The 17,988-nt window shown below is 39.4% G+C and carries 22 protein-coding genes; 8 read left to right on the top strand and 14 right to left on the bottom strand.

What is annotated here, in order from left to right:
• Positions 1-47: 47 nt before the first annotated feature.
• The 8 genes from HMPREF3279_RS09440 to grcA all read right to left on the bottom strand — a co-directional run bounded on the left by HMPREF3279_RS09440 (position 48) and on the right by grcA (position 7,324).
• Positions 48-980, bottom strand: coding sequence for a phosphatidate cytidylyltransferase (locus tag HMPREF3279_RS09440; protein WP_180365035.1), 933 nt, complete (start codon positions 978-980; stop codon positions 48-50).
• A 9-nt stretch (positions 981-989) separates the two neighbouring features.
• On the bottom strand, positions 990-1,622 hold the full coding sequence (locus HMPREF3279_RS09435) for a lysophospholipid acyltransferase family protein (RefSeq protein ID WP_070868982.1): 633 nt from the start codon (positions 1,620-1,622) through the stop codon (positions 990-992).
• Between the two features lie 11 nt (positions 1,623-1,633).
• Positions 1,634-2,239 (bottom strand): CDP-alcohol phosphatidyltransferase family protein, encoded by a 606-nt coding sequence (locus tag HMPREF3279_RS09430; protein ID WP_070868981.1) that lies wholly within the window; start codon positions 2,237-2,239, stop codon positions 1,634-1,636.
• 78 nt (positions 2,240-2,317) lie between these two features.
• A complete protein-coding gene (gene era, locus HMPREF3279_RS09425) occupies positions 2,318-3,232 on the bottom strand; it encodes a GTPase Era (RefSeq protein ID WP_070868980.1) in 915 nt (304 codons plus the stop codon).
• Positions 3,229-3,912 (bottom strand): ribonuclease III, encoded by a 684-nt coding sequence (gene rnc / locus HMPREF3279_RS09420; RefSeq protein WP_070869047.1) that lies wholly within the window; start codon positions 3,910-3,912, stop codon positions 3,229-3,231. Before rnc ends, era begins: the two co-directional genes overlap by 4 nt.
• Position 3,913: 1 nt before the next feature.
• The gene (gene lepB, locus HMPREF3279_RS09415; protein ID WP_070868979.1) at positions 3,914-4,963 is read right to left on the bottom strand and encodes a signal peptidase I; all 1,050 of its coding nucleotides are present in this window, start codon (positions 4,961-4,963) and stop codon (positions 3,914-3,916) included.
• A 12-nt stretch (positions 4,964-4,975) separates the two neighbouring features.
• Positions 4,976-6,772: a translation elongation factor 4 gene (gene lepA / locus HMPREF3279_RS09410; protein WP_070869046.1), complete on the bottom strand. Its 1,797-nt coding sequence runs from the start codon at positions 6,770-6,772 to the stop codon at positions 4,976-4,978.
• A 168-nt stretch (positions 6,773-6,940) separates the two neighbouring features.
• Positions 6,941-7,324, bottom strand: a complete 384-nt coding sequence (gene grcA, locus HMPREF3279_RS09405; RefSeq protein WP_005697846.1) for an autonomous glycyl radical cofactor GrcA — start codon at positions 7,322-7,324, stop codon at positions 6,941-6,943.
• Between the two features lie 250 nt (positions 7,325-7,574).
• Between grcA and ung the strand changes: the two genes are divergently transcribed.
• A complete protein-coding gene (gene ung / locus HMPREF3279_RS09400; protein ID WP_257284698.1) occupies positions 7,575-8,249 on the top strand; it encodes a uracil-DNA glycosylase in 675 nt (224 codons plus the stop codon).
• Here ung and tadA read toward each other — a convergent pair.
• The 6 genes from tadA to ampD all read right to left on the bottom strand — a co-directional run bounded on the left by tadA (position 8,246) and on the right by ampD (position 12,888).
• The gene (gene tadA, locus HMPREF3279_RS09395) at positions 8,246-8,764 is read right to left on the bottom strand and encodes a tRNA adenosine(34) deaminase TadA (RefSeq protein WP_143422670.1); all 519 of its coding nucleotides are present in this window, start codon (positions 8,762-8,764) and stop codon (positions 8,246-8,248) included. The two genes, ung and tadA, sit on opposite strands and share 4 nt — an antisense overlap.
• Positions 8,765-8,773: 9 nt before the next feature.
• Entirely contained in the window at positions 8,774-9,625 is an 852-nt protein-coding gene (locus tag HMPREF3279_RS09390; RefSeq protein WP_049364941.1) for a thymidylate synthase, read from the bottom strand.
• A gap of 9 nt (positions 9,626-9,634) precedes the next feature.
• Positions 9,635-10,444: a prolipoprotein diacylglyceryl transferase gene (gene lgt, locus HMPREF3279_RS09385; protein ID WP_070868977.1), complete on the bottom strand. Its 810-nt coding sequence runs from the start codon at positions 10,442-10,444 to the stop codon at positions 9,635-9,637.
• Positions 10,445-10,452: 8 nt separating this feature from the next.
• The gene (locus HMPREF3279_RS09380; protein ID WP_070776080.1) at positions 10,453-11,247 is read right to left on the bottom strand and encodes a sulfite exporter TauE/SafE family protein; all 795 of its coding nucleotides are present in this window, start codon (positions 11,245-11,247) and stop codon (positions 10,453-10,455) included.
• Positions 11,247-11,840 (bottom strand): RNA pyrophosphohydrolase, encoded by a 594-nt coding sequence (rppH, locus tag HMPREF3279_RS09375; RefSeq protein ID WP_049384519.1) that lies wholly within the window; start codon positions 11,838-11,840, stop codon positions 11,247-11,249. The genes HMPREF3279_RS09380 and rppH overlap by 1 nt, the downstream gene beginning before the upstream one ends.
• A 484-nt stretch (positions 11,841-12,324) precedes the next feature.
• A complete protein-coding gene (gene ampD / locus HMPREF3279_RS09370; RefSeq protein WP_049371639.1) occupies positions 12,325-12,888 on the bottom strand; it encodes a 1,6-anhydro-N-acetylmuramyl-L-alanine amidase AmpD in 564 nt (187 codons plus the stop codon).
• 142 nt (positions 12,889-13,030) lie between these two features.
• On the opposite strand from ampD, the gene HMPREF3279_RS09365 reads away from it, so the two are divergent.
• The 7 genes from HMPREF3279_RS09365 to HMPREF3279_RS09335 all read left to right on the top strand — a co-directional run bounded on the left by HMPREF3279_RS09365 (position 13,031) and on the right by HMPREF3279_RS09335 (position 17,952).
• Positions 13,031-13,474 carry a prepilin-type N-terminal cleavage/methylation domain-containing protein gene (locus HMPREF3279_RS09365; RefSeq protein ID WP_049369499.1) on the top strand — a complete coding sequence of 148 codons (444 nt, stop codon included), beginning with the start codon at positions 13,031-13,033 and terminating at the stop codon, positions 13,472-13,474.
• A gap of 6 nt (positions 13,475-13,480) precedes the next feature.
• Positions 13,481-14,860 (top strand): GspE/PulE family protein, encoded by a 1,380-nt coding sequence (locus HMPREF3279_RS09360; protein ID WP_070868976.1) that lies wholly within the window; start codon positions 13,481-13,483, stop codon positions 14,858-14,860.
• A gap of 8 nt (positions 14,861-14,868) precedes the next feature.
• Positions 14,869-16,092 carry a type II secretion system F family protein gene (locus tag HMPREF3279_RS09355; protein ID WP_049357729.1) on the top strand — a complete coding sequence of 408 codons (1,224 nt, stop codon included), beginning with the start codon at positions 14,869-14,871 and terminating at the stop codon, positions 16,090-16,092.
• A complete protein-coding gene (locus tag HMPREF3279_RS09350; protein WP_049357727.1) occupies positions 16,089-16,766 on the top strand; it encodes a prepilin peptidase in 678 nt (225 codons plus the stop codon). The genes HMPREF3279_RS09355 and HMPREF3279_RS09350 overlap by 4 nt, the downstream gene beginning before the upstream one ends.
• A gap of 88 nt (positions 16,767-16,854) precedes the next feature.
• Entirely contained in the window at positions 16,855-17,475 is a 621-nt protein-coding gene (gene coaE, locus HMPREF3279_RS09345; RefSeq protein WP_049357725.1) for a dephospho-CoA kinase, read from the top strand.
• Entirely contained in the window at positions 17,468-17,674 is a 207-nt protein-coding gene (gene yacG / locus HMPREF3279_RS09340; RefSeq protein ID WP_005695505.1) for a DNA gyrase inhibitor YacG, read from the top strand. Before coaE ends, yacG begins: the two co-directional genes overlap by 8 nt.
• Positions 17,671-17,952 (top strand): GNAT family N-acetyltransferase, encoded by a 282-nt coding sequence (locus tag HMPREF3279_RS09335; protein ID WP_049357723.1) that lies wholly within the window; start codon positions 17,671-17,673, stop codon positions 17,950-17,952. The genes yacG and HMPREF3279_RS09335 overlap by 4 nt, the downstream gene beginning before the upstream one ends.
• Positions 17,953-17,988 lie beyond the last annotated feature (36 nt).

Raw genomic sequence — 17,988 nt, 5'->3', positions numbered from 1 at the left:
AAAAGAGCGGTTAATTAACCGCTCTTTTTTTATTTCATGATTTATAACTATGCCCAGAAATAGCGCACCATATGGAAGAAAATTGGTGCGGAGAAACAAAGCGAATCCATACGGTCTAAAATACCACCATGGCCACTGATCATATTACCCCAATCTTTCACGCCCATACTGCGTTTCATGGCTGACATCACGAGCCCCCCTAAGAATCCCATTAAGCAAATTAACAGACTCATTAAAAAGGCTTGCCATGCATTAAATGGTGTCAGCCAATGAAGCAACATCCCTAATAAACTTGCGCTTAATACCCCACCAACAAAACCTTCTACCGTTTTAGATGGCGATAAGGTTGGTGCAATTTTATGCTTACCAAAAAGTTTACCCCAAACGTATTGCAACACATCACTTGACTGTACTACCAAGATTAAGAAGATCATTAATAAAAGATTTTTTCCTTCATAACCTAAGATATCAAGAGCCAATAAAGCGGGGATATGTGAAATACAGAATACACTAATCATCAATGCCCACTGAATTTTCGTTGAACGATCTAAGAAATGCGCCGGATCGCCGAGTAATGCCGACAGAATAGGTAAAAATAAGAAGCCATATACGGGAATGAAAATTGTGAACATGCTAAACCAATCAATGGCGACTAAAAAATATTGCAATGGTAAGATCACATAAAAACAAGCGGCTAGCGCAAGATGATCGCCTCGACGAATATTCAATAGAGAAAGAAACTCACGCAATCCCATAAATGAAATAATCAAAAATAGCCCAATCACGCCATAAAAGCCTAATAAACTCGCAATAAAGATAATCCCAATCATCACCCACCAAGCATTGATGCGTGCATTCAGGTTATCAATAACGCTATTCGGTGTATCTACACCCGATCTGCGTTTTAAAATATATCCCACTGAGGAAGCAAAAATTAAGGCGATAAATAAACCACCGAAGAGTTGCCATATTTCTGTCATCATTTGCTCCTAAGATTTGCCTTTTTCACTGACGTTTAAACTTAATAATGCCGATTGAGCACGTGTCAGAAACACCTCTTTAGTTTCATCAGTCCCAATCTTTAATGGCTCGCCCACATAAAGATCACATAACAATGGTATCGGTAAAATAAAGCCTTTTGGTAAAACATTATTCATATTGCTAATCCAAACGGGCACAAATTCACAATCAGGATTTTCTTTTGCTAAATAAAACAATCCACTTTTAAACGGCTGAAGTGGTAAATCATCATCCATCTTACGAGTTCCTTCAGGGAAAATAATCAGGGAGTCATTGACTAATGCTTCACTCATTTGTCGTATGGCCTCTTTTGGATCTTGGCTATTACGTTCAATCAGTAACATATTGAACACTTTATAGGCTAAAAAGCGACGAATTGCGCCTTTCGTCCAATAATCTTTGCCTGCAACAGGGCGAGTTTGTTTTCTTACTTCATAAGGTAATGAAATCCAAAGTAAGATAAAATCCCCATGGCTATTATGATTGGCAAAATAGACTCGATGCCCTTCTGAAGATTGTTCCGCAATTGCGGGTTGTGGTCGAACGCCTGTAATAAAAGAAGCAAAACGACACAATAAAAAATCGATTAATCTCGCGATCATATTTACTCCTATTACTCCGTCACTTCGGCTAAACCATTTTTTACTCGCTTAATACAAGTCACAATGAGCAAGATAATGACGATATTGGTTACCCACCAGAAAAGTGAATGCAAACTACCATTCACCGCATAGAGTAAACCAAGCACACCAAACACAAACGCACGATCACTTTTACCCATTGGGCCATCATAACGACGAGTTTTGCCTTGAACTTGCCCTAAAATGCCACATAACTCACTCAATGCGGCAAGCCAAATAATACTTGAGATTTGAATACCATCAAAAGGCGCGACAAAAGCAAAAGGAAGATAAAGAGCCGCATCTGAAACGACATCAGTAATCTCATTAAGATAGCCCCCTAATCGACTTTTTTGATTAAATTCACGTGCGAGCATGCCATCAATGGCATTCAACGCCATACGCAAAAACAACCAAATAGGGATAAGGAAGAAAAGAGAAGAAAATGTCGGAAATAGTGCAAGAACCACACCGAGTAAAATAGAAAGTAAGCAGGCAATTAGCGTAACTTGATTTGCCGTTACGCCTTTTGCCGCTAATTGCCTAACTAAAGGCCGAAGTAAATTCTGAAATTTGGGTTTTAAGGCATAGATACTCATCTACCATCTCCTTGTTTTTATTAAAAAACATAAATATGTTTCCAATAATAGGACGGTATAGAGTATTACTCAAGTTTTTTATTCATCCATATAACCTAAACTTCTTAAGGCACGTTCATCATCCGCCCAACCGGACTTCACTTTTACCCAAAGTTCAAGGTGTACTTTATTATCAAATAAGCGTTCCATGTCAGCGCGCGCTTCCATACCAATGGTTTTAATTTTTTGTCCTTGAGCACCGATCACCATTTTCTTTTGACCTTCACGTTCAACTAAAATCAAGCCATTGATTTCATAGGTACCACGCTCATTTACTTTAAATTGTTCAATTTCAACCGTTACCGAATAAGGTAGCTCTTCCCCTGTGAAACGCATTAATTTTTCACGAATAATTTCTGACGCCATAAAACGCTGTGAACGATCCGTTACATAATCTTCAGGAAAGTGATGAACGCCTTTACGTAATGATTGACGAACAATTTTCTCTAATTGATGGACATTATTACCACGTTGTGCAGAAATCGGCACAATGTGAGCAAAGTTAAACTTGTTGCCTAAATCTGTAATAAATGGCAATAAATCATCTTTATTCTTAATATTATCAACTTTGTTGATGGCGAGTACGACAGGTGCTTTCGCATTACGTAATTTGTTTAACACCATTTCATCATCGGCATTCCAATGTGTACCATCCACGACGAAAATAATGAGATCAACATCCCCGATTGCCGAGCTTGCTGCACGGTTCATTAAACGGTTAATCGCTCGTTTTTCTTCGATATGAAGCCCCGGTGTATCTACATAAATTTCTTGGTAGATGCCTTCCGTTTTAATTCCCACAATACGGTGACGCGTAGTTTGCGCCTTGCGAGATGTAATCGAGATTTTTTGTCCCAAAATTTTATTTAACAGGGTAGATTTCCCTACATTTGGGCGACCTACGATAGCGATAAAGCCACAATAGGTCTCTTGTTCTTGATTTAATTCGGTCATTTAATTTCCAATGTTTTTAAGATTTGTTCTGCGGCCGCTTGTTCTGCTTTACGGCGGCTAGAACCTTTCGCAATAAAAGTGTGGTCAATATTGGGTACATTTTTTACTGTACATTCTACGGTGAAGGTTTGGCAATGTGCTTCGCCTTCAATTTTGATTACTTCATAGGTTGGTAAGGCAAAATGCTTACCTTGTAAATACTCTTGCAAGCGTGTTTTGGCATCTTTTTGGTTATCACCCGGTTTAATTTCGGCGAGTAAAGTTTTATACCAGCTACGCACAATATCTGCTGCTTTATCAAAGCTTGAATCTAATGCCATTGCGCCAATTACCGCTTCAACACAATCCGCCAAAATAGATTCACGACGAAAGCCACCACTTTTCAATTCACCAGAACCTAAGGACATATAATCCCCAAGCTCAAAATTGCGGGCAATCATCGCCAGGGTTGGCTCACGAACTAATGTGGCACGCATTCTGCTAAGTTCACCTTCATTACAACGAGGGAATTGATGATAAAGCGCATCCGCGATGACATAATTGAGAATCGAATCACCTAGAAATTCTAGGCGCTCATTATGTTGATTGGAGGCACTGCGGTGTGTCAGTGCCAATTTTAAATTTTTTAGATCGGAAAATTGATAACCAATTTTTCGTTCTAGACGATCTAAATGATTCATATTAATTAATTTTTGTAAAGAAACGGTCAAAACGGAAGCCTGTAGGCCACTCATTTGGTTCTTTTTCTAAACTCATCCAAATATAAGTGGCTTTACCCACGATATTTTTTTCTGGTACAAATCCCCAAAAACGGCTGTCATCACTATGATCACGGTTATCACCCATCACAAAATATTGCCCTTCAGGCACAATCCATTCTGCAGTAGGTAAACCTTCTTGTGGATAGAATTCAATCCCCGAATAACGGCGCATTGGCTCCACTAAAATACTGTGTGTCACATCACCGATTTCCAAATATTCAACTTGCGTTGGGAAGGCTGGATTTGTGGGTTCTTGTTTATATTCAAACGCTTTAGTTTGGCAATCTACTTCGCAAGGTTTGCCATCTTTGCCATAAACCAATGTTAAAGCACTTTTTTCAACATCAAGGATAATGCGGTCACCGCCTTTCCCGACAATACGTTTAATGTAATCCACACCAGACATATTATCTTTAGACGTTAATGCAAGGTTTTCCGCATATGCTGCTCGCGTTGCGCCTAAGCTTGTACGAAGTAACGCTTGCTCCGGTGCTTTAAACACGATCACATCACCACGTTCTGGTTTATTACCTTCAATAATCGTATTTTGGAAAATAGGATCTTTAATGCCATAAGTATATTTGTTCACGACGAGGAAATCCCCTACGCGCAAGGTCGCTTCCATTGATCCAGATGGAATTTGAAATGGCTCAAAAATAAATGAACGCACAAGGAATACCACGGATAACACAGGGAAAAGCGAAGAAATAAATTCTGAGCCTTCTGAAATAGGCTCAATTTTCGCTTTTTCTTCATCCGTTAATGCTTTGCCTGAGCGTTGTTCTGCGCGTGCGATTTGACGACGACGTCTTGGCATCACGGCAAAGCGGTGATAACACCATAAAATGCCGGAAAGTGCGGTTAAAATCAGCAATAAAATACTGAATGTGTTAGGCAGTTGGAAATAATCTAACGCTTTCCAACCAGCAAAGCCTACGGCTAACAACAGAATAAAAAATACATTCGACATTGCTCTACTTTCCTATTTATCTTTACCAACATGTAAGATCGCTAAAAACGCTTCTTGCGGTACTTCCACGTTACCTAAAGATTTCATTCGTTTTTTACCTTCTTTCTGTTTCTGTAAGAGTTTTTTCTTACGGCTCACGTCACCACCATAACATTTTGCTAATACGTTTTTACGCAATTGTTTTACCGTTGAACGCGCAATAATGTGGTTGCCAATCGCGGCTTGGATCGCGATATCAAATTGTTGACGTGGAATCAGTTCACGCATTTTTTCAACTAATTCACGGCCACGGTAAGGTGCATTATCTTTATGAACAATTAATGCTAACGCATCAACACGATCACCGTTGATCATGATATCCACGCGCACCATGTCCGCTGCTTGGAAACGTTTGAAACCATAATCCAAAGACGCATAACCACGCGATGTTGATTTCAAGCGATCGAAGAAATCTAAGACTACTTCGCCCATTGGGATTTCATAAGTTAACGCAATTTGGTTACCGTGATATACCATATTAGTTTGTACACCACGTTTTTCCACACAAAGGGTAATCACGTTACCTAAGAATTCCTGTGGCACGAGCATATTACACTCTGCAATTGGCTCACGAATTTCCGCAATATTATTTAATGGTGGCAGTTTTGATGGACTATCCACATAAACCACTTCACCATTGGTCATTTCAACTTCATAAATTACAGTTGGTGCTGTGGTAATCAAATCAAGATCGTATTCACGTTCTAAACGCTCTTGAATGATCTCCATGTGTAAAAGCCCCAAGAAGCCACAACGGAAACCAAAACCTAAAGCCGTTGAGTTTTCTGGCTCATAGAACAGCGATGCATCGTTTAGGCTTAATTTACCTAACGCATCACGGAAAGCCTCATAATCGTCAGAGCTAACTGGGAATAAACCAGCATAAACCTGCGGTTTTACTTTCTTAAAACCTGGCAATACATGACTTGCCGGATTGTGTTGATTCGTTAAGGTATCCCCTACTGGTGCCCCTAAAATATCTTTAATCGCACAAACAACCCAACCTACTTCGCCGGTATTTAATACGGTCGTATCCACTTGTTTTGGCGTAAAAATCCCTAAACGATCAACGTTGTAAGCCTGTCCTGTAGACATTACTTTGATTTTATCACCTTTACGCAATACGCCATTTTTAATACGAACTAATGACACCACGCCTAAATAGTTATCGAACCAAGAGTCAATAATCAATGCTTGTAACGGTGCATCAGGATCACCTTCTGGCGCGGGAATTTTCGCAACAATTTCTTCTAATACATCTTCAATACCCACACCGGTTTTCGCTGAACAACGTACCGCTTCCATCGCATCAATACCCACGATGTCTTCAATTTCTTCTGCAACACGTTCAGGATCCGCTGCCGGTAAGTCGATTTTATTTAAAATCGGCACGACTTCTAAATCCATTTCAATGGCGGTATAGCAGTTTGCCAAGGTTTGTGCTTCTACGCCCTGTCCTGCATCCACAACTAACAATGCCCCTTCACAAGCTGCAAGAGAGCGCGATACTTCATAAGAGAAGTCCACGTGCCCTGGTGTATCGATAAAGTTTAATTGGTAAGTTTCACCGTCTTTGGCTTGATAATTTAAGGTTACACTTTGCGCTTTAATGGTAATGCCGCGCTCACGCTCAAGATCCATGGAATCCAATACCTGCGCTTCCATTTCACGATCCGAAAGCCCCCCACAGGTCTGAATTAATCGGTCAGAAAGGGTCGATTTACCGTGGTCAATATGGGCAATAATAGAAAAGTTGCGAATATTCTTCATAAATAGATTAGTTTTCTCAAAAATCATTAAATTTAACTGGCGGATTGTACCTGAAAAGCGTGGAAATCGCTAGGGATGAAAGGGAAAAGTGCGGTCAAATTTTCAAACCTTTTAGATAAAACAAAACCCCGAATTACTTCGGGGTTTCTTTTTTCATTCAAACTGAAATTATAGGCTTTCCGTGAAAGTACGAGTAATAACGTCGCGTTGTTGTTCTGGTGTTAAAGAGTTGAAACGTACTGCGTAACCAGAAACACGGATAGTTAATTGAGGGTATTTATCCGGGTTGTTTACTGCATCTTCTAACGTTTCACGACGTAATACGTTCACGTTTAAGTGTTGACCACCTTCAACTTTAACAGTTGGTGCTACGTTTACCGGTAATTCACGGTATTCGATTTGGCCTAATTCGCTCACTGCTACTACTTGGTCTTCTGCAAATTCAGCTTTTGCACATAAACAACGAGCTTCATTTTTTTCGCTGTCTAATAACCAGAATGAGTTTAAAAGATTGTCATTTGCTGCTTGAGTAATTTGAATACCTTTGATCATAAAGTGCCTCCTAATTTGGCGGTTGTATATTTATTAAACTGTGCAAATTTTATCAAACTATTTGAAGAATTCAATTAATTTTGACCTAAAACAGGTTCTTTTTTCTGACTAATTTTTAAAAATTGATCTAGATTAAAGTTTCAGCCACAGCAAGGCTTCAACACACTCCGACTTTTAACAAAGTATTAACATAATTCTAAGATAAAGCCTTTCTAAGCAATTTCATTTATAATGTGCTCAAGCTTATCCAATAAGGAAATACAGAATGAAAACCTGGACAGATGTTATCGGTCAAGAGAAAGAAAAACCTTACTTTAAACACATTTTACAACAAGTCCATCAAGAGCGACTCGCGGGGAAAACCATTTATCCACCGCAAGACGAAGTGTTTAATGCCTTTAAATATACGGCATTTGATGAGGTGAAAGTCGTCATTTTAGGACAGGATCCCTATCATGGCCCAAATCAAGCGCACGGTTTAGCTTTTTCGGTGAAACCTGAGGTTGCAATTCCCCCTTCTCTACTGAATATGTACAAAGAATTGGCTAACGACATTCCAGGTTTTCACATGCCAAATCATGGCTACTTAGTGAAATGGGCGGAGCAAGGTGTACTGCTGCTTAACACCGTGCTGACCGTAGAACGTGGCATGGCACATTCACATGCTAAATTTGGTTGGGAAGTTTTTACAGATCAAGTGATTGCAGCACTTAATGAACATCGTGAAAAAGTCGTATTTTTACTTTGGGGAAGTCATGCGCAGAAAAAAGGGCAATTTATTGATCGCAATCGTCATTATGTTTTAACCGCACCGCACCCTTCTCCACTTTCGGCACATCGTGGTTTTCTAGGATGTCATCATTTTTCTAAAACTAACGAATATTTAAAACAAAATGGTTTAAGTGAAATTGATTGGCAAGTTTAAGATTGCGACTCAACATCAAGCGGGAGACTCTTTTCCCGCTTTTCTTCTTTTTTCTGCTCTCGTCTTTTTTTGAAAAAATCACTCAATTTCTGACCGCACTTTTCTGCGAGCACGCCAGACGTAATTTCTAACGTATGATTCATTTTATAATCATCAAAGAAATGAAAGCGAGAACCTACTGCCCCGGTTTTATAATCTGATGCACCGAAGACTAATCGTTTAATACGGCTATGTAAAATCGCGCCGGCACACATCGTACAAGGTTCTAGTGTGACATAGAGTGTGGTATTGAGTAGACGATAATTTTGAATATTTTGCGCTGCGTTACGCAATGCGACAATTTCAGCGTGAGCGGTTGGATCATTTTCAATGATAGATAAATTCCAGCCTTCACCGAGAATATTTCCTTCATCATCCACCAACACTGCCCCGACAGGAATCTCACCGAGCGCTTCTGCACGATCGGCAAGCATCAGAGCGTGTTGCATAAATTTCTCATCTAAATCTGACCGCACTTTGAATGCCTAAACAGAGAAAGGATATTTGATTGGTTCGTGAGATTGATAACCCACCACCTTGAAATCATCCATCGTTACCCAAGTCTCAAGATCTTCAAGAGTTTTAATATCAGGATTAATTTCTAATTGTGGTGACGGGAATGGTTCACGTTTTAATTGCACATCACGCATTAACTCAAGTTGGTCTTCATAAATATGCGCATTTACAATTTTATGATATGCCTTACCCGGTTTATTGCCAGTAATTTGCGCCATTAATGCAAGGAAAGTAAAAACTTGAATTTGATTGAAATTTAAGCCAAGTGGCACATCACAAGAACGCTGATAGCTAGTTAAGTGCAATGTATCGCCCACTAAGGAGAAGGTGTGTGTGTGCATGCAAGGACGCAAACAACCCAGATCAAATTCACCCGGATTAAAGAAAGTCAGGATCTCACCGCGGTCATCGATACCTCGACTTAAATTATTCACAATTTTACGAAGTTGATCGATGGTTTCGCCATTCGGTTTACGCCATGCTCTACCTTGCACACCATAGACGCGGCCCATATCATCGGTGCCTTTACGGTGTGGATTGGCAAGCCAAGCGGCATTTTCATTGGCATTGGCATCCCATGTTTTGGTGCCAAGTTTACGGAAATCTGCCGCATTATCATAACCACGGATATAGCCTAAAAACTCCGCAATTGCCGCTTTCCAATAGCTTTTTCGCGTGGTAATTAAGGGGAATTGATTATTAGCAACATCATATTCTAAATCCGCATTAATCACTGTAAGGCAACGCTTACCAGTACGCTCATTAGCAACCCACTCACCTTCATTTACAATACGTCGGCAAAGATCTAAATATTGTTTCATAAAAACTCCTTACTGATGAACCGCACTTTTAGAGCGATTGTATGCCCATGCCATAATTAACCCACCGCCAATAATCATCGGCAAACAAAGCGCTTGTCCACGAGTCATGATGCCTAAGAAAGATTCCACTTCAGGCTCACGGACATATTCAACGATAAAACGGAAAATCCCGTAACCAACAAGGAATAATCCTGCTACCGAACCTACAGGACGAGGCTTTTTAATAAAGACATTCAGAATAATAAACAGCACGAAACCTTCTAAGAACGCCTCATAAAGCTGTGAAGGATGGCGAGGTAATAACAATGGATCATTTGGGAAAATCATGGCCCAAGGGACATCTGTTTCTCGTCCCCAAAGTTCTAAATTGATGAAATTACCAATTCGTCCCATCCCTAAGCCAAATGGAATCAAGGGCGCCACAAAATCTGCCGTTTGCCAAAAGCTTCTTTTTTGAGAATAAGAGGTCCAAATCATTGAGATAATCACCCCAATTAATCCACCATGGAATGACATTCCCCCTTCCCAAACACGAAATAAATACAGCGGATCTTGTACAAAATGATCGAAATTATAGAAGAAAACATCCCCAATGCGACCACCTAAGAACACGCCCATAAAGCCATTAAAAAGTAACGTATCCACTTGATCGACTGTCCAACCACTATTTGGTTGATTGGCACGACGAACCGCTAGCCAACGAGCAAAGATAAAGCCTAATAAATACATTAAACCATACCAACGCAACCCTATATTGCTATTACCAAAAGTGAAAATAGTCGGATCAAAATGCGGAAGCATCAAAAATTCTGAATTCATAACATTCCTTATTTAATAAACATATCAACTGCGATCGCAATTAATAGCAAGGCAAAGCCTTTTTTCAAGGTTGGGACAGGGAGTTTGGAGGTTGCTGTTGCCCCTAGTTTAGAAGTGAAGAATGAAGTGCCCGTAATACCAAGCACGGCAGGCAAATAAACATAACCTAGGGAATAATCTGGCATGGAAGGATTACCCCAACCACTCACCATAAAGCTAAACATGCCTGATAAACCAAGAAGTGCCCCACAGAATGCAGAAGAACCGATAGATTTTTTCATATCAATCCCGCGGGAATTTAAAAATGGCACGATAAAACCACCACCGCCAACGCCTGCTGCACTTGATGCCATCCCAATTAAAATACCACCGATAACAGATGCTTGTGTTGTTAAAGGTTTGGTTTTCCCTGTGTTTTTCTTAATAGAAATCACCATTTTTGCCGCTAAATATACGACTAAACAGGCAAAGATTTTGGCTGATACATCACGATCAAGTTTGCCAATAAACAAACCAGAGATAAAGACCGAGATCATCACCATCGGTGCCAATACTTTCACGGCACTCCAGACTATATTACCTAGTTTATGATGACGCTGTGCAGAAGAAAATCCAGTAATCACAATGGTTGCAAATGAAGTCCCTAATGCGGTAGACATCAGCAAGGGTTCAGGTACGCCTACCATCGGCAATAAATAAACCAAGGTAGGGACGATAATTAACCCACCACCAATGCCAAATAATCCCGCAAGAAAACCAACCACAGACCCGACAAGCAAACAAAGTAAAATAAAAGTGAGCATTATTGCCCCCTTGATTTATAAAACGAACGTTTTTGATATTTAGAAGAACCATTTTTACGCGGCGCATGATAAGGTTTATTTGTCTCATGCTCTTGCGAATTTTCAAGCAATGTTTTTTCGTTGCCAAACATCACTTGGGCAAACTCTTTCATCGCTTTGCGATAAACATCTTTCTTAAAGGACACAACCTGACGTACGGGATACCAAAAACTTACCCAACGCCAACCATCAAATTCTGGTGATTTTGTTGTGTTCATATTAATATTTTTTTCATCCCCCACTAATTGCAACAAAAACCAACGTTGTTTTTGCCCAATACACACGGGTTTGCTGTCATAACGCAGCAATCTTTTCGGCAGCTTATAACGCAACCAATGTTTAGACGCGTAAAGCACCTTCACATCTTTGGGTTGCAAACCAACCTCTTCATATAATTCACGATACATGGCTTGTTCGGCACTTTCATTATCGTTAATTCCACCTTGCGGGAATTGCCACGAATTCTGCCCGTATCGTTTAGCCCAAAGCACCTGCCCTTTGCGATTACAAATGACAATGCCTACATTTGGACGGTAGCCATCAAAATCGATCACTATCGTTCACCTTAAATTTTGTACAAAAATAGTTTGCAGATTGTTTCATAAATTCGCTTTTTTATCAACCGAATGGGCATATTTACCCTATTGTGGATAACTCTGTGGGTAACACTTGGATAGTCTAAATTTAACTGTGTATAAAAATTAAAAACCGCTTTTCACACTTCATTTTTTTCATTTTTGCATAACCTTTAATCAAAAATTTTCCAAAAAAAATGACCGCACTTTTTCTCATCAAAGTGCGGTCAAAAATTCAGCCATTTTTTAGTTTAAACATTCCTGGCTTGGTGAAGAAATAACAGCTGTGAGTTATTCAATATTTCTGTGGATAAAATTGTGATTGAGCAAATGGTGACTGTTGCATAACTCTTCTTAGCATTTTACCATAGAGCTTTGAGGAAAAATTTTATCTTTAATTTCATAAAGATAACGCTTATTCACAGAAATCATCTTATTCACATTCAAGTAAAAATTTTAGTGGTTATTTTTCATCCAAGCCTTTTTTGACTAACGCTAAATAGCGTTCCCATTCAAAATATTGACCTGGATCGATCTTACGACCAGGCGAAATATCGCAATGCCCAACGATACGATCGAGCGTTATTTTCGGGTAAGCTTGCATGATATCTCGTGTTAATGCAGCAAGCACTTGGTATTGCTCCGCTGTAAAAGGTTGTTCATTACTGCCCTCTAGCTCAATCCCAATCGCAAAATCATTACATTTATCCCGTCCTTCAAAGCAAGAAAGCCCCGCATGCCATGCTCTATCATTGAAACTAACGTACTGTGTCACCTTGCCATCCCGTTCAATTAAACAATGGGCAGACACGCGAAATTGATAAATTTCCTCAAAATAGGGATGGATGGTTGGATCGAGTTTACCTTGGAAAAAATCATCTACATATCCACCACCAAATTGTTCTGGCGGCAAACTGATGTAATGAATGACGAGTAATGAAATATCCTCTACATCAGGACGTTCATCAAAATGTGGTGAAATCACTTTTCTTGCCTGGCTTAACCAGCCATTTTTTATCTTATTCATCTGTTTTTCTGCGATTAAATTTTATTTTTGCGATCGAGATCGCAAAAGAAGTGCGGTCAGTTTCACTTTCATTTTTCCCTTTTACACAATGTTGCAGCCAATCCTGGCATTTTTTTATTCAACCAAAAGGAAATTTAATTTAATGAAACTCACTTTTTCTAAACCTTTACATAAAGGTTTTACGTTAATTGAATTGATGATCGTGATTGCGATTATTGCTATTCTCGCGACGATCGCCATTCCGTCTTATCAAAATTATACCAAAAAAGCAGCTATCTCCGAATTGTTACAAGCTTCTGCACCTTATAAATCTGATGTGGAACTATGTATCTATAGCACCAATGCCCCAACAAACTGTTCAGGTGGCTCAAATGGCATTGCAGCAGATATCACTACCGCAAAAGGCTATGTCAAATCCATCACCACGAAATCAGGTGTGATTACGGTGACAGGAAATGGTGCATTGGATGGGATCAGTTATTCTTTAACGGCGACAGGCTCAACCTCATCAGGTGTTACCTGGACAACTGCTTGCCCAAGTAATGCTGATTTATTCCCTGCAGGCTTCTGTTCTTCTGCTAAATAGCGAAACATGGCTTATCAAGCAATCGCAAAAAATGGCGAGATTTATCATATCTCGCCACAATATTGGCAACAAAACCAACAGCAACAATCATTGCTGCTGCGTTACTTTGCGCTCCCTCTTAAAGAAGACGAACACCATTTATGGCTTGCGGTGGATTCGCTGAATAATCTTGCGGCTTGTGAAACCTTTGCTTTTTTAAGTGGAAAATTAGTTGAACCGATTTTATTTGAAACGACTCAACTCAAGCAACTTTTACAATCCCTTGCCCCTAAAGCCAATCAAATAGAAGAGCAAACGACGTTTTATCATCATTCAGAAGACGAAAGCACGGCTAATTTATCTAATGAAGATGAACCCGTTGTTCAATTATTAAACAGTATTTTTGAAACAGCCCTGCAAAAAAATGCCTCCGATATTCATTTAGAAACTCAGCCAAATGGGCTCTTAATTCGTTTACGTATTGATGGTGTACTCCAACCACAACCGCTAATCAGTAAATCGCTCGCCAATCGTGTAATTTCTCGTTTAAAACTCTTAGCCAAACTGGATATCAGTGAAACTCGGCTACCACAAGATGGCCGCTTTCAATTCAAAACGACATTCTCCGATATTTTAGATTTCCGCCTTTCTACCTTGCCCACGCATTGGGGAGAAAAAGCGGTATTACGATTACAACAAAATAAACCTGTTCAGTTAAGTTTTTCTGAACTTGGCATGACACAAAACCAACAAATCCAATTTCAACATGCCCTCAGCCAACCGCAAGGTTTAATTCTTGTGACTGGACCAACGGGAAGCGGAAAAAGTATCTCGCTTTATACCGCACTTCAATGGCTCAATACGCCAGATAAACATATTATGACGGCAGAAGATCCCGTTGAAATTGAATTAGAAGGCATCATTCAAACTCAAGTGAATCCGCAAATCGGTTTAGATTTTAGCCGATTACTTCGTACATTTTTACGGCAGGATCCCGACATTATTATGCTTGGTGAAATTCGAGATGAAGAAAGTGCATTGATGGCATTAAGAGCAGCTCAAACCGGCCATTTAGTGCTTTCTACCTTACATACCAACGATGCGATCTCAGCCATTTCACGCTTACAACAATTAGGCATTCAATCTCATGAAATTGAAAACAGTCTCTTATTAGTTATCGCACAACGATTGGTACGCAAACGTTGCTTAAAGTGCGGCCAACATTTTAGTGATTCTTGCGATTGCCATCAGGGGTATCAAGGTCGTATTGGGGTATATCAATTTTTACAATGCGAAAACAACCGTTACCAAACTGATTTTGAATCAATTTATCAAAGTGCATTAGAAAAAGTGAAAGAGCGCATCACCGATCTCGCCGAAATTCAACGCGTGTTAGGTAAAAAATAGGTATCACTATGTCAAAGCAAAAACTCTTTTATTTTCAAGCCTATGATCAGCGACAACAATGGCAAAAAGGCAGTCTGGTTGCCCAATCTAAACAAGCCGCACAATTTCTGTTAATTGCAAAAGGTTTTAGCCACATTCGCTTGCAACAAGATTGGCAGCTTAATCAGAAACCGAAAAATGCAGAAATCAGTGCTTTATTGAATCAACTGGCTACATTACTCAGTTCCGCCATTCCATTAAAAAATGCATTGCACATTTTGCAAGATAACTGCACGCAATTGGGATTGCATCAGTGGCTTGGCGCCTTAATTGAGTTAATTGAAAGTGGTCTTCCGTTTTCACAAAGCTTGGAAATACAAGGAAAGTATTTAAATTTTCAAGAAATTCAACTTATTCAAGTGGGAGAAATGACCGGAAAACTGGCGGAGGTATGCACTAAAATTGCAGAACGTCGAACGCAATCATTAACACTTCAACGAAAATTACAAAAAATTATGCTTTATCCCGCCATGGTATTAGGTATTTCGCTTTCACTTACGTTGATTTTATTACTCTTCGTTGTACCACAATTTGCTGAAATGTATGGCGAAAACTCCGCTGAACTGCCTACATTAACTGCTGTGTTATTAGCCATGTCTCAATTCCTACAACATCATTTTATCGACTTGATGATTGTCTGCATTTTCGCTCTTTTTATGCTAAAGATGGCATTAAAACATTCTCTTTGGCTGAATCAAAAAAAGAATGCGCTGATTAGTCGCATGCCAATTTGGGGCAATATCATTTGCCTTTCTCGTTTAATCAGTTTTAGCCATAACCTGCAATTAATGCTTCAATCAGGAGTGGCATTAACACCAGCCTTAAATAGCTTCCTACCCAAACAACAAACCTGGCAAACACAACATACCTTAAAAGGCGATATTCTGCTGCAACAAGAAGTGCGGTCAATTTTACAGTGGGTTTCTCAAGGTTATCCATTTTCAGAAAGCGTTAGTAGCCATCTTTTCCCAATGGAAGCGCAGCAAATGCTACAAATTGGAGAGAAAAGTGGAAAACTTGCGTTGATGTTGCGCCATATTGCTGATAACTATCAAGAAAAGCTCAATCATCAAATTGATTTACTTTCCCAACTTTTAGAGCCTTTAATGATGCTCATTATTGGTAGTTTAATTGGTATTATTATGATGGGTATGTATCTGCCAATTTTTAATATGGGTTCGGTAATCCAATGATGACATTCGCCTTTTTCTTATTGGGTAGTTTAGCGGGCATCTTTGCTTGGCTTTATATCGATCGTTTTATTCCTAATCTCCAACAAGAAATTTATCAGAACTATATCGAACTTTACCCTGAAAACAGACCCATTTTCCATAGCAAAAAAGCAGCGATTCAATCTCAAAAGTGCGGTCATATTTTCCTTTATTTTTTAGGGTTTGGACTCTGTTTTGCTGCACTCTATTATTTTCTTCAGGATGAATTATTTACTTTATGGCTCGCGATTACGCTTAGTCTCATCTTTGTTATCAGTTGGCTAGACTGGCACTATCAACTGATTTCACCTACACCTTGCCTGTTTTTATTTTTCCTGGGGCTATTCGGTGCACATCAAGAGTTTTCAATTCTGACGATTTCTCAAAGTTTAGAAAGTGCGGTTAGTTTTTTCGGTGTTTTTTATATCATCTACCATTTGTCTAAATGGTTTTATAAGAAGGAAGCGTTAGGCCGTGGCGATTATTGGCTCGCTTTAGGAATCGGCGCTTATCTCACCATCGCGCACTTACCACTTTTCTTATTCATTGCTTGTCTATTAGGCATAATGGCTTATTGGATTTCTCGTAGGCCCGTTTTACCTTTCGCGCCCTTTCTTTGCTTATCCTTAATCATCACCAGTGCAATAACCCTATAAATGTAATATATTGGCAACATTGAAAAATATTATGTTTAAGAAGTGGATGTAAAACATCCTCCTCTTAAATCAAGTAGCAAGGAATATCATGACTTATATTGTAGGACTCACTGGCGGCATCGGTAGTGGAAAAAGCACGATTGCAAATCTCTTTATTGAACTTGGTGTACCCATTGTTGATGCAGATATTGTGGCTAGAGAAGTAGTTGAAAAAGGCTCACCGCTGCTTGCTCAAATTGCTGAGCACTTTGGAAAATCAATTCTGACTGAAGAGGGCGAATTAAATCGAGCTGAGCTACGAAAAAAAGTATTTGCAGACGAAAATGAAAAAAACTGGCTCAATCATTTATTACATCCTGCTATTCGCGAAAGAATGTTAGCGCAGTTAAATGCTCAGACCGCTCCTTATACCTTGTTTGTCGTTCCACTGCTTATTGAAAACAAGCTCACCACACTTTGCGATCGCGTGCTTGTTATCGATGTTAAACCTGAAACTCAGCTGGCTCGAGCGTCATCGAGAGATCATAATAATATTCAGCAAATTCAAGCTATTATGAATGCACAAGTCAGCCGTGAAGAACGATTAAAATGGGCAGATGATATCATTTCAAATGATGCAAAATTGCCAGAAAACTTACCGCACTTAAAACAAAAAGTGCTAGAATTGCACCAATTTTATTTAAGTGAATCGAGAAATAAAAATGTCTGATGAAATTTTTGAAGTCCCTTGCCCGACATGTCAAAAGCCCGTGCCTTGGACACAGGAAAGTCAATTTCGCCCTTTTTGCAGCAAACGTTGCCAACTCATTGATTTAGGCGAATGGGCTGCAGAAGAAAAAGCCATTCCAAGTGATACTGCTGATTTTGCCATGGATCCCAATCTCAGTGATGAATGGAGTATCAAATGAGTCTTCAGCATCACGATAATGGTAAACAGGGTGAGTTTTTCTTACTCGATGAGCAAGGCAAGAAAATCGCGAAACTCACCTATTTTTATGAAACACCCGATACCATTAATGCTAATCACACGTTTGTTGATGATTCTCTTCGTGGACAAGGTGTGGCAGACAAACTCTATCAAGCCTTAATTCATTTTATCCAGGCTAAAAAGCTGACATTACACCCAACTTGTAGCTATATTGCAAGAAAATGGGAACGAACCCAATCTTCTCAATCCCAAGCTTAAACCTATTAATAAGCATTTTATTTTTAAGGATATTTT

Origin of the sequence: Haemophilus sp. HMSC71H05 (assembly GCF_001838635.1) — a bacterium.
Classification (GTDB): Bacteria; Pseudomonadota; Gammaproteobacteria; order Enterobacterales; family Pasteurellaceae; genus Haemophilus_D; species Haemophilus_D parainfluenzae_R.
Note: the sequence above shows the minus strand (reverse complement) of the source record. Positions and strands in the feature narration are given on the sequence as shown.

Excerpts from the sequence above, each read along its gene's own strand:
- HMPREF3279_RS09440 (WP_180365035.1), bottom strand. The coding sequence starts at position 980 with ATGACAGAAATATGGCAACTCTTCGGTGGTTTATTTATCGCCTTAATT.
- HMPREF3279_RS09435 (WP_070868982.1), bottom strand. The coding sequence starts at position 1,622 with ATGATCGCGAGATTAATCGATTTTTTATTGTGTCGTTTTGCTTCTTTT.
- HMPREF3279_RS09430 (WP_070868981.1), bottom strand. The coding sequence starts at position 2,239 with ATGAGTATCTATGCCTTAAAACCCAAATTTCAGAATTTACTTCGGCCT.
- era (WP_070868980.1), bottom strand. The coding sequence starts at position 3,232 with ATGACCGAATTAAATCAAGAACAAGAGACCTATTGTGGCTTTATCGCT.
- rnc (WP_070869047.1), bottom strand. The coding sequence starts at position 3,912 with ATGAATCATTTAGATCGTCTAGAACGAAAAATTGGTTATCAATTTTCC.
- lepB (WP_070868979.1), bottom strand. The coding sequence starts at position 4,963 with ATGTCGAATGTATTTTTTATTCTGTTGTTAGCCGTAGGCTTTGCTGGT.
- lepA (WP_070869046.1), bottom strand. The coding sequence starts at position 6,772 with ATGAAGAATATTCGCAACTTTTCTATTATTGCCCATATTGACCACGGT.
- grcA (WP_005697846.1), bottom strand. The coding sequence starts at position 7,324 with ATGATCAAAGGTATTCAAATTACTCAAGCAGCAAATGACAATCTTTTA.
- HMPREF3279_RS09390 (WP_049364941.1), bottom strand. The coding sequence starts at position 9,625 with ATGAAACAATATTTAGATCTTTGCCGACGTATTGTAAATGAAGGTGAG.
- lgt (WP_070868977.1), bottom strand. The coding sequence starts at position 10,444 with ATGAATTCAGAATTTTTGATGCTTCCGCATTTTGATCCGACTATTTTC.
- HMPREF3279_RS09380 (WP_070776080.1), bottom strand. The coding sequence starts at position 11,247 with ATGCTCACTTTTATTTTACTTTGTTTGCTTGTCGGGTCTGTGGTTGGT.
- ampD (WP_049371639.1), bottom strand. The coding sequence starts at position 12,888 with ATGAATAAGATAAAAAATGGCTGGTTAAGCCAGGCAAGAAAAGTGATT.
- HMPREF3279_RS09365 (WP_049369499.1), top strand. The coding sequence starts at position 13,031 with ATGAAACTCACTTTTTCTAAACCTTTACATAAAGGTTTTACGTTAATT.
- HMPREF3279_RS09360 (WP_070868976.1), top strand. The coding sequence starts at position 13,481 with ATGGCTTATCAAGCAATCGCAAAAAATGGCGAGATTTATCATATCTCG.
- HMPREF3279_RS09355 (WP_049357729.1), top strand. The coding sequence starts at position 14,869 with ATGTCAAAGCAAAAACTCTTTTATTTTCAAGCCTATGATCAGCGACAA.
- HMPREF3279_RS09350 (WP_049357727.1), top strand. The coding sequence starts at position 16,089 with ATGATGACATTCGCCTTTTTCTTATTGGGTAGTTTAGCGGGCATCTTT.
- coaE (WP_049357725.1), top strand. The coding sequence starts at position 16,855 with ATGACTTATATTGTAGGACTCACTGGCGGCATCGGTAGTGGAAAAAGC.
- yacG (WP_005695505.1), top strand. The coding sequence starts at position 17,468 with ATGTCTGATGAAATTTTTGAAGTCCCTTGCCCGACATGTCAAAAGCCC.
- HMPREF3279_RS09335 (WP_049357723.1), top strand. The coding sequence starts at position 17,671 with ATGAGTCTTCAGCATCACGATAATGGTAAACAGGGTGAGTTTTTCTTA.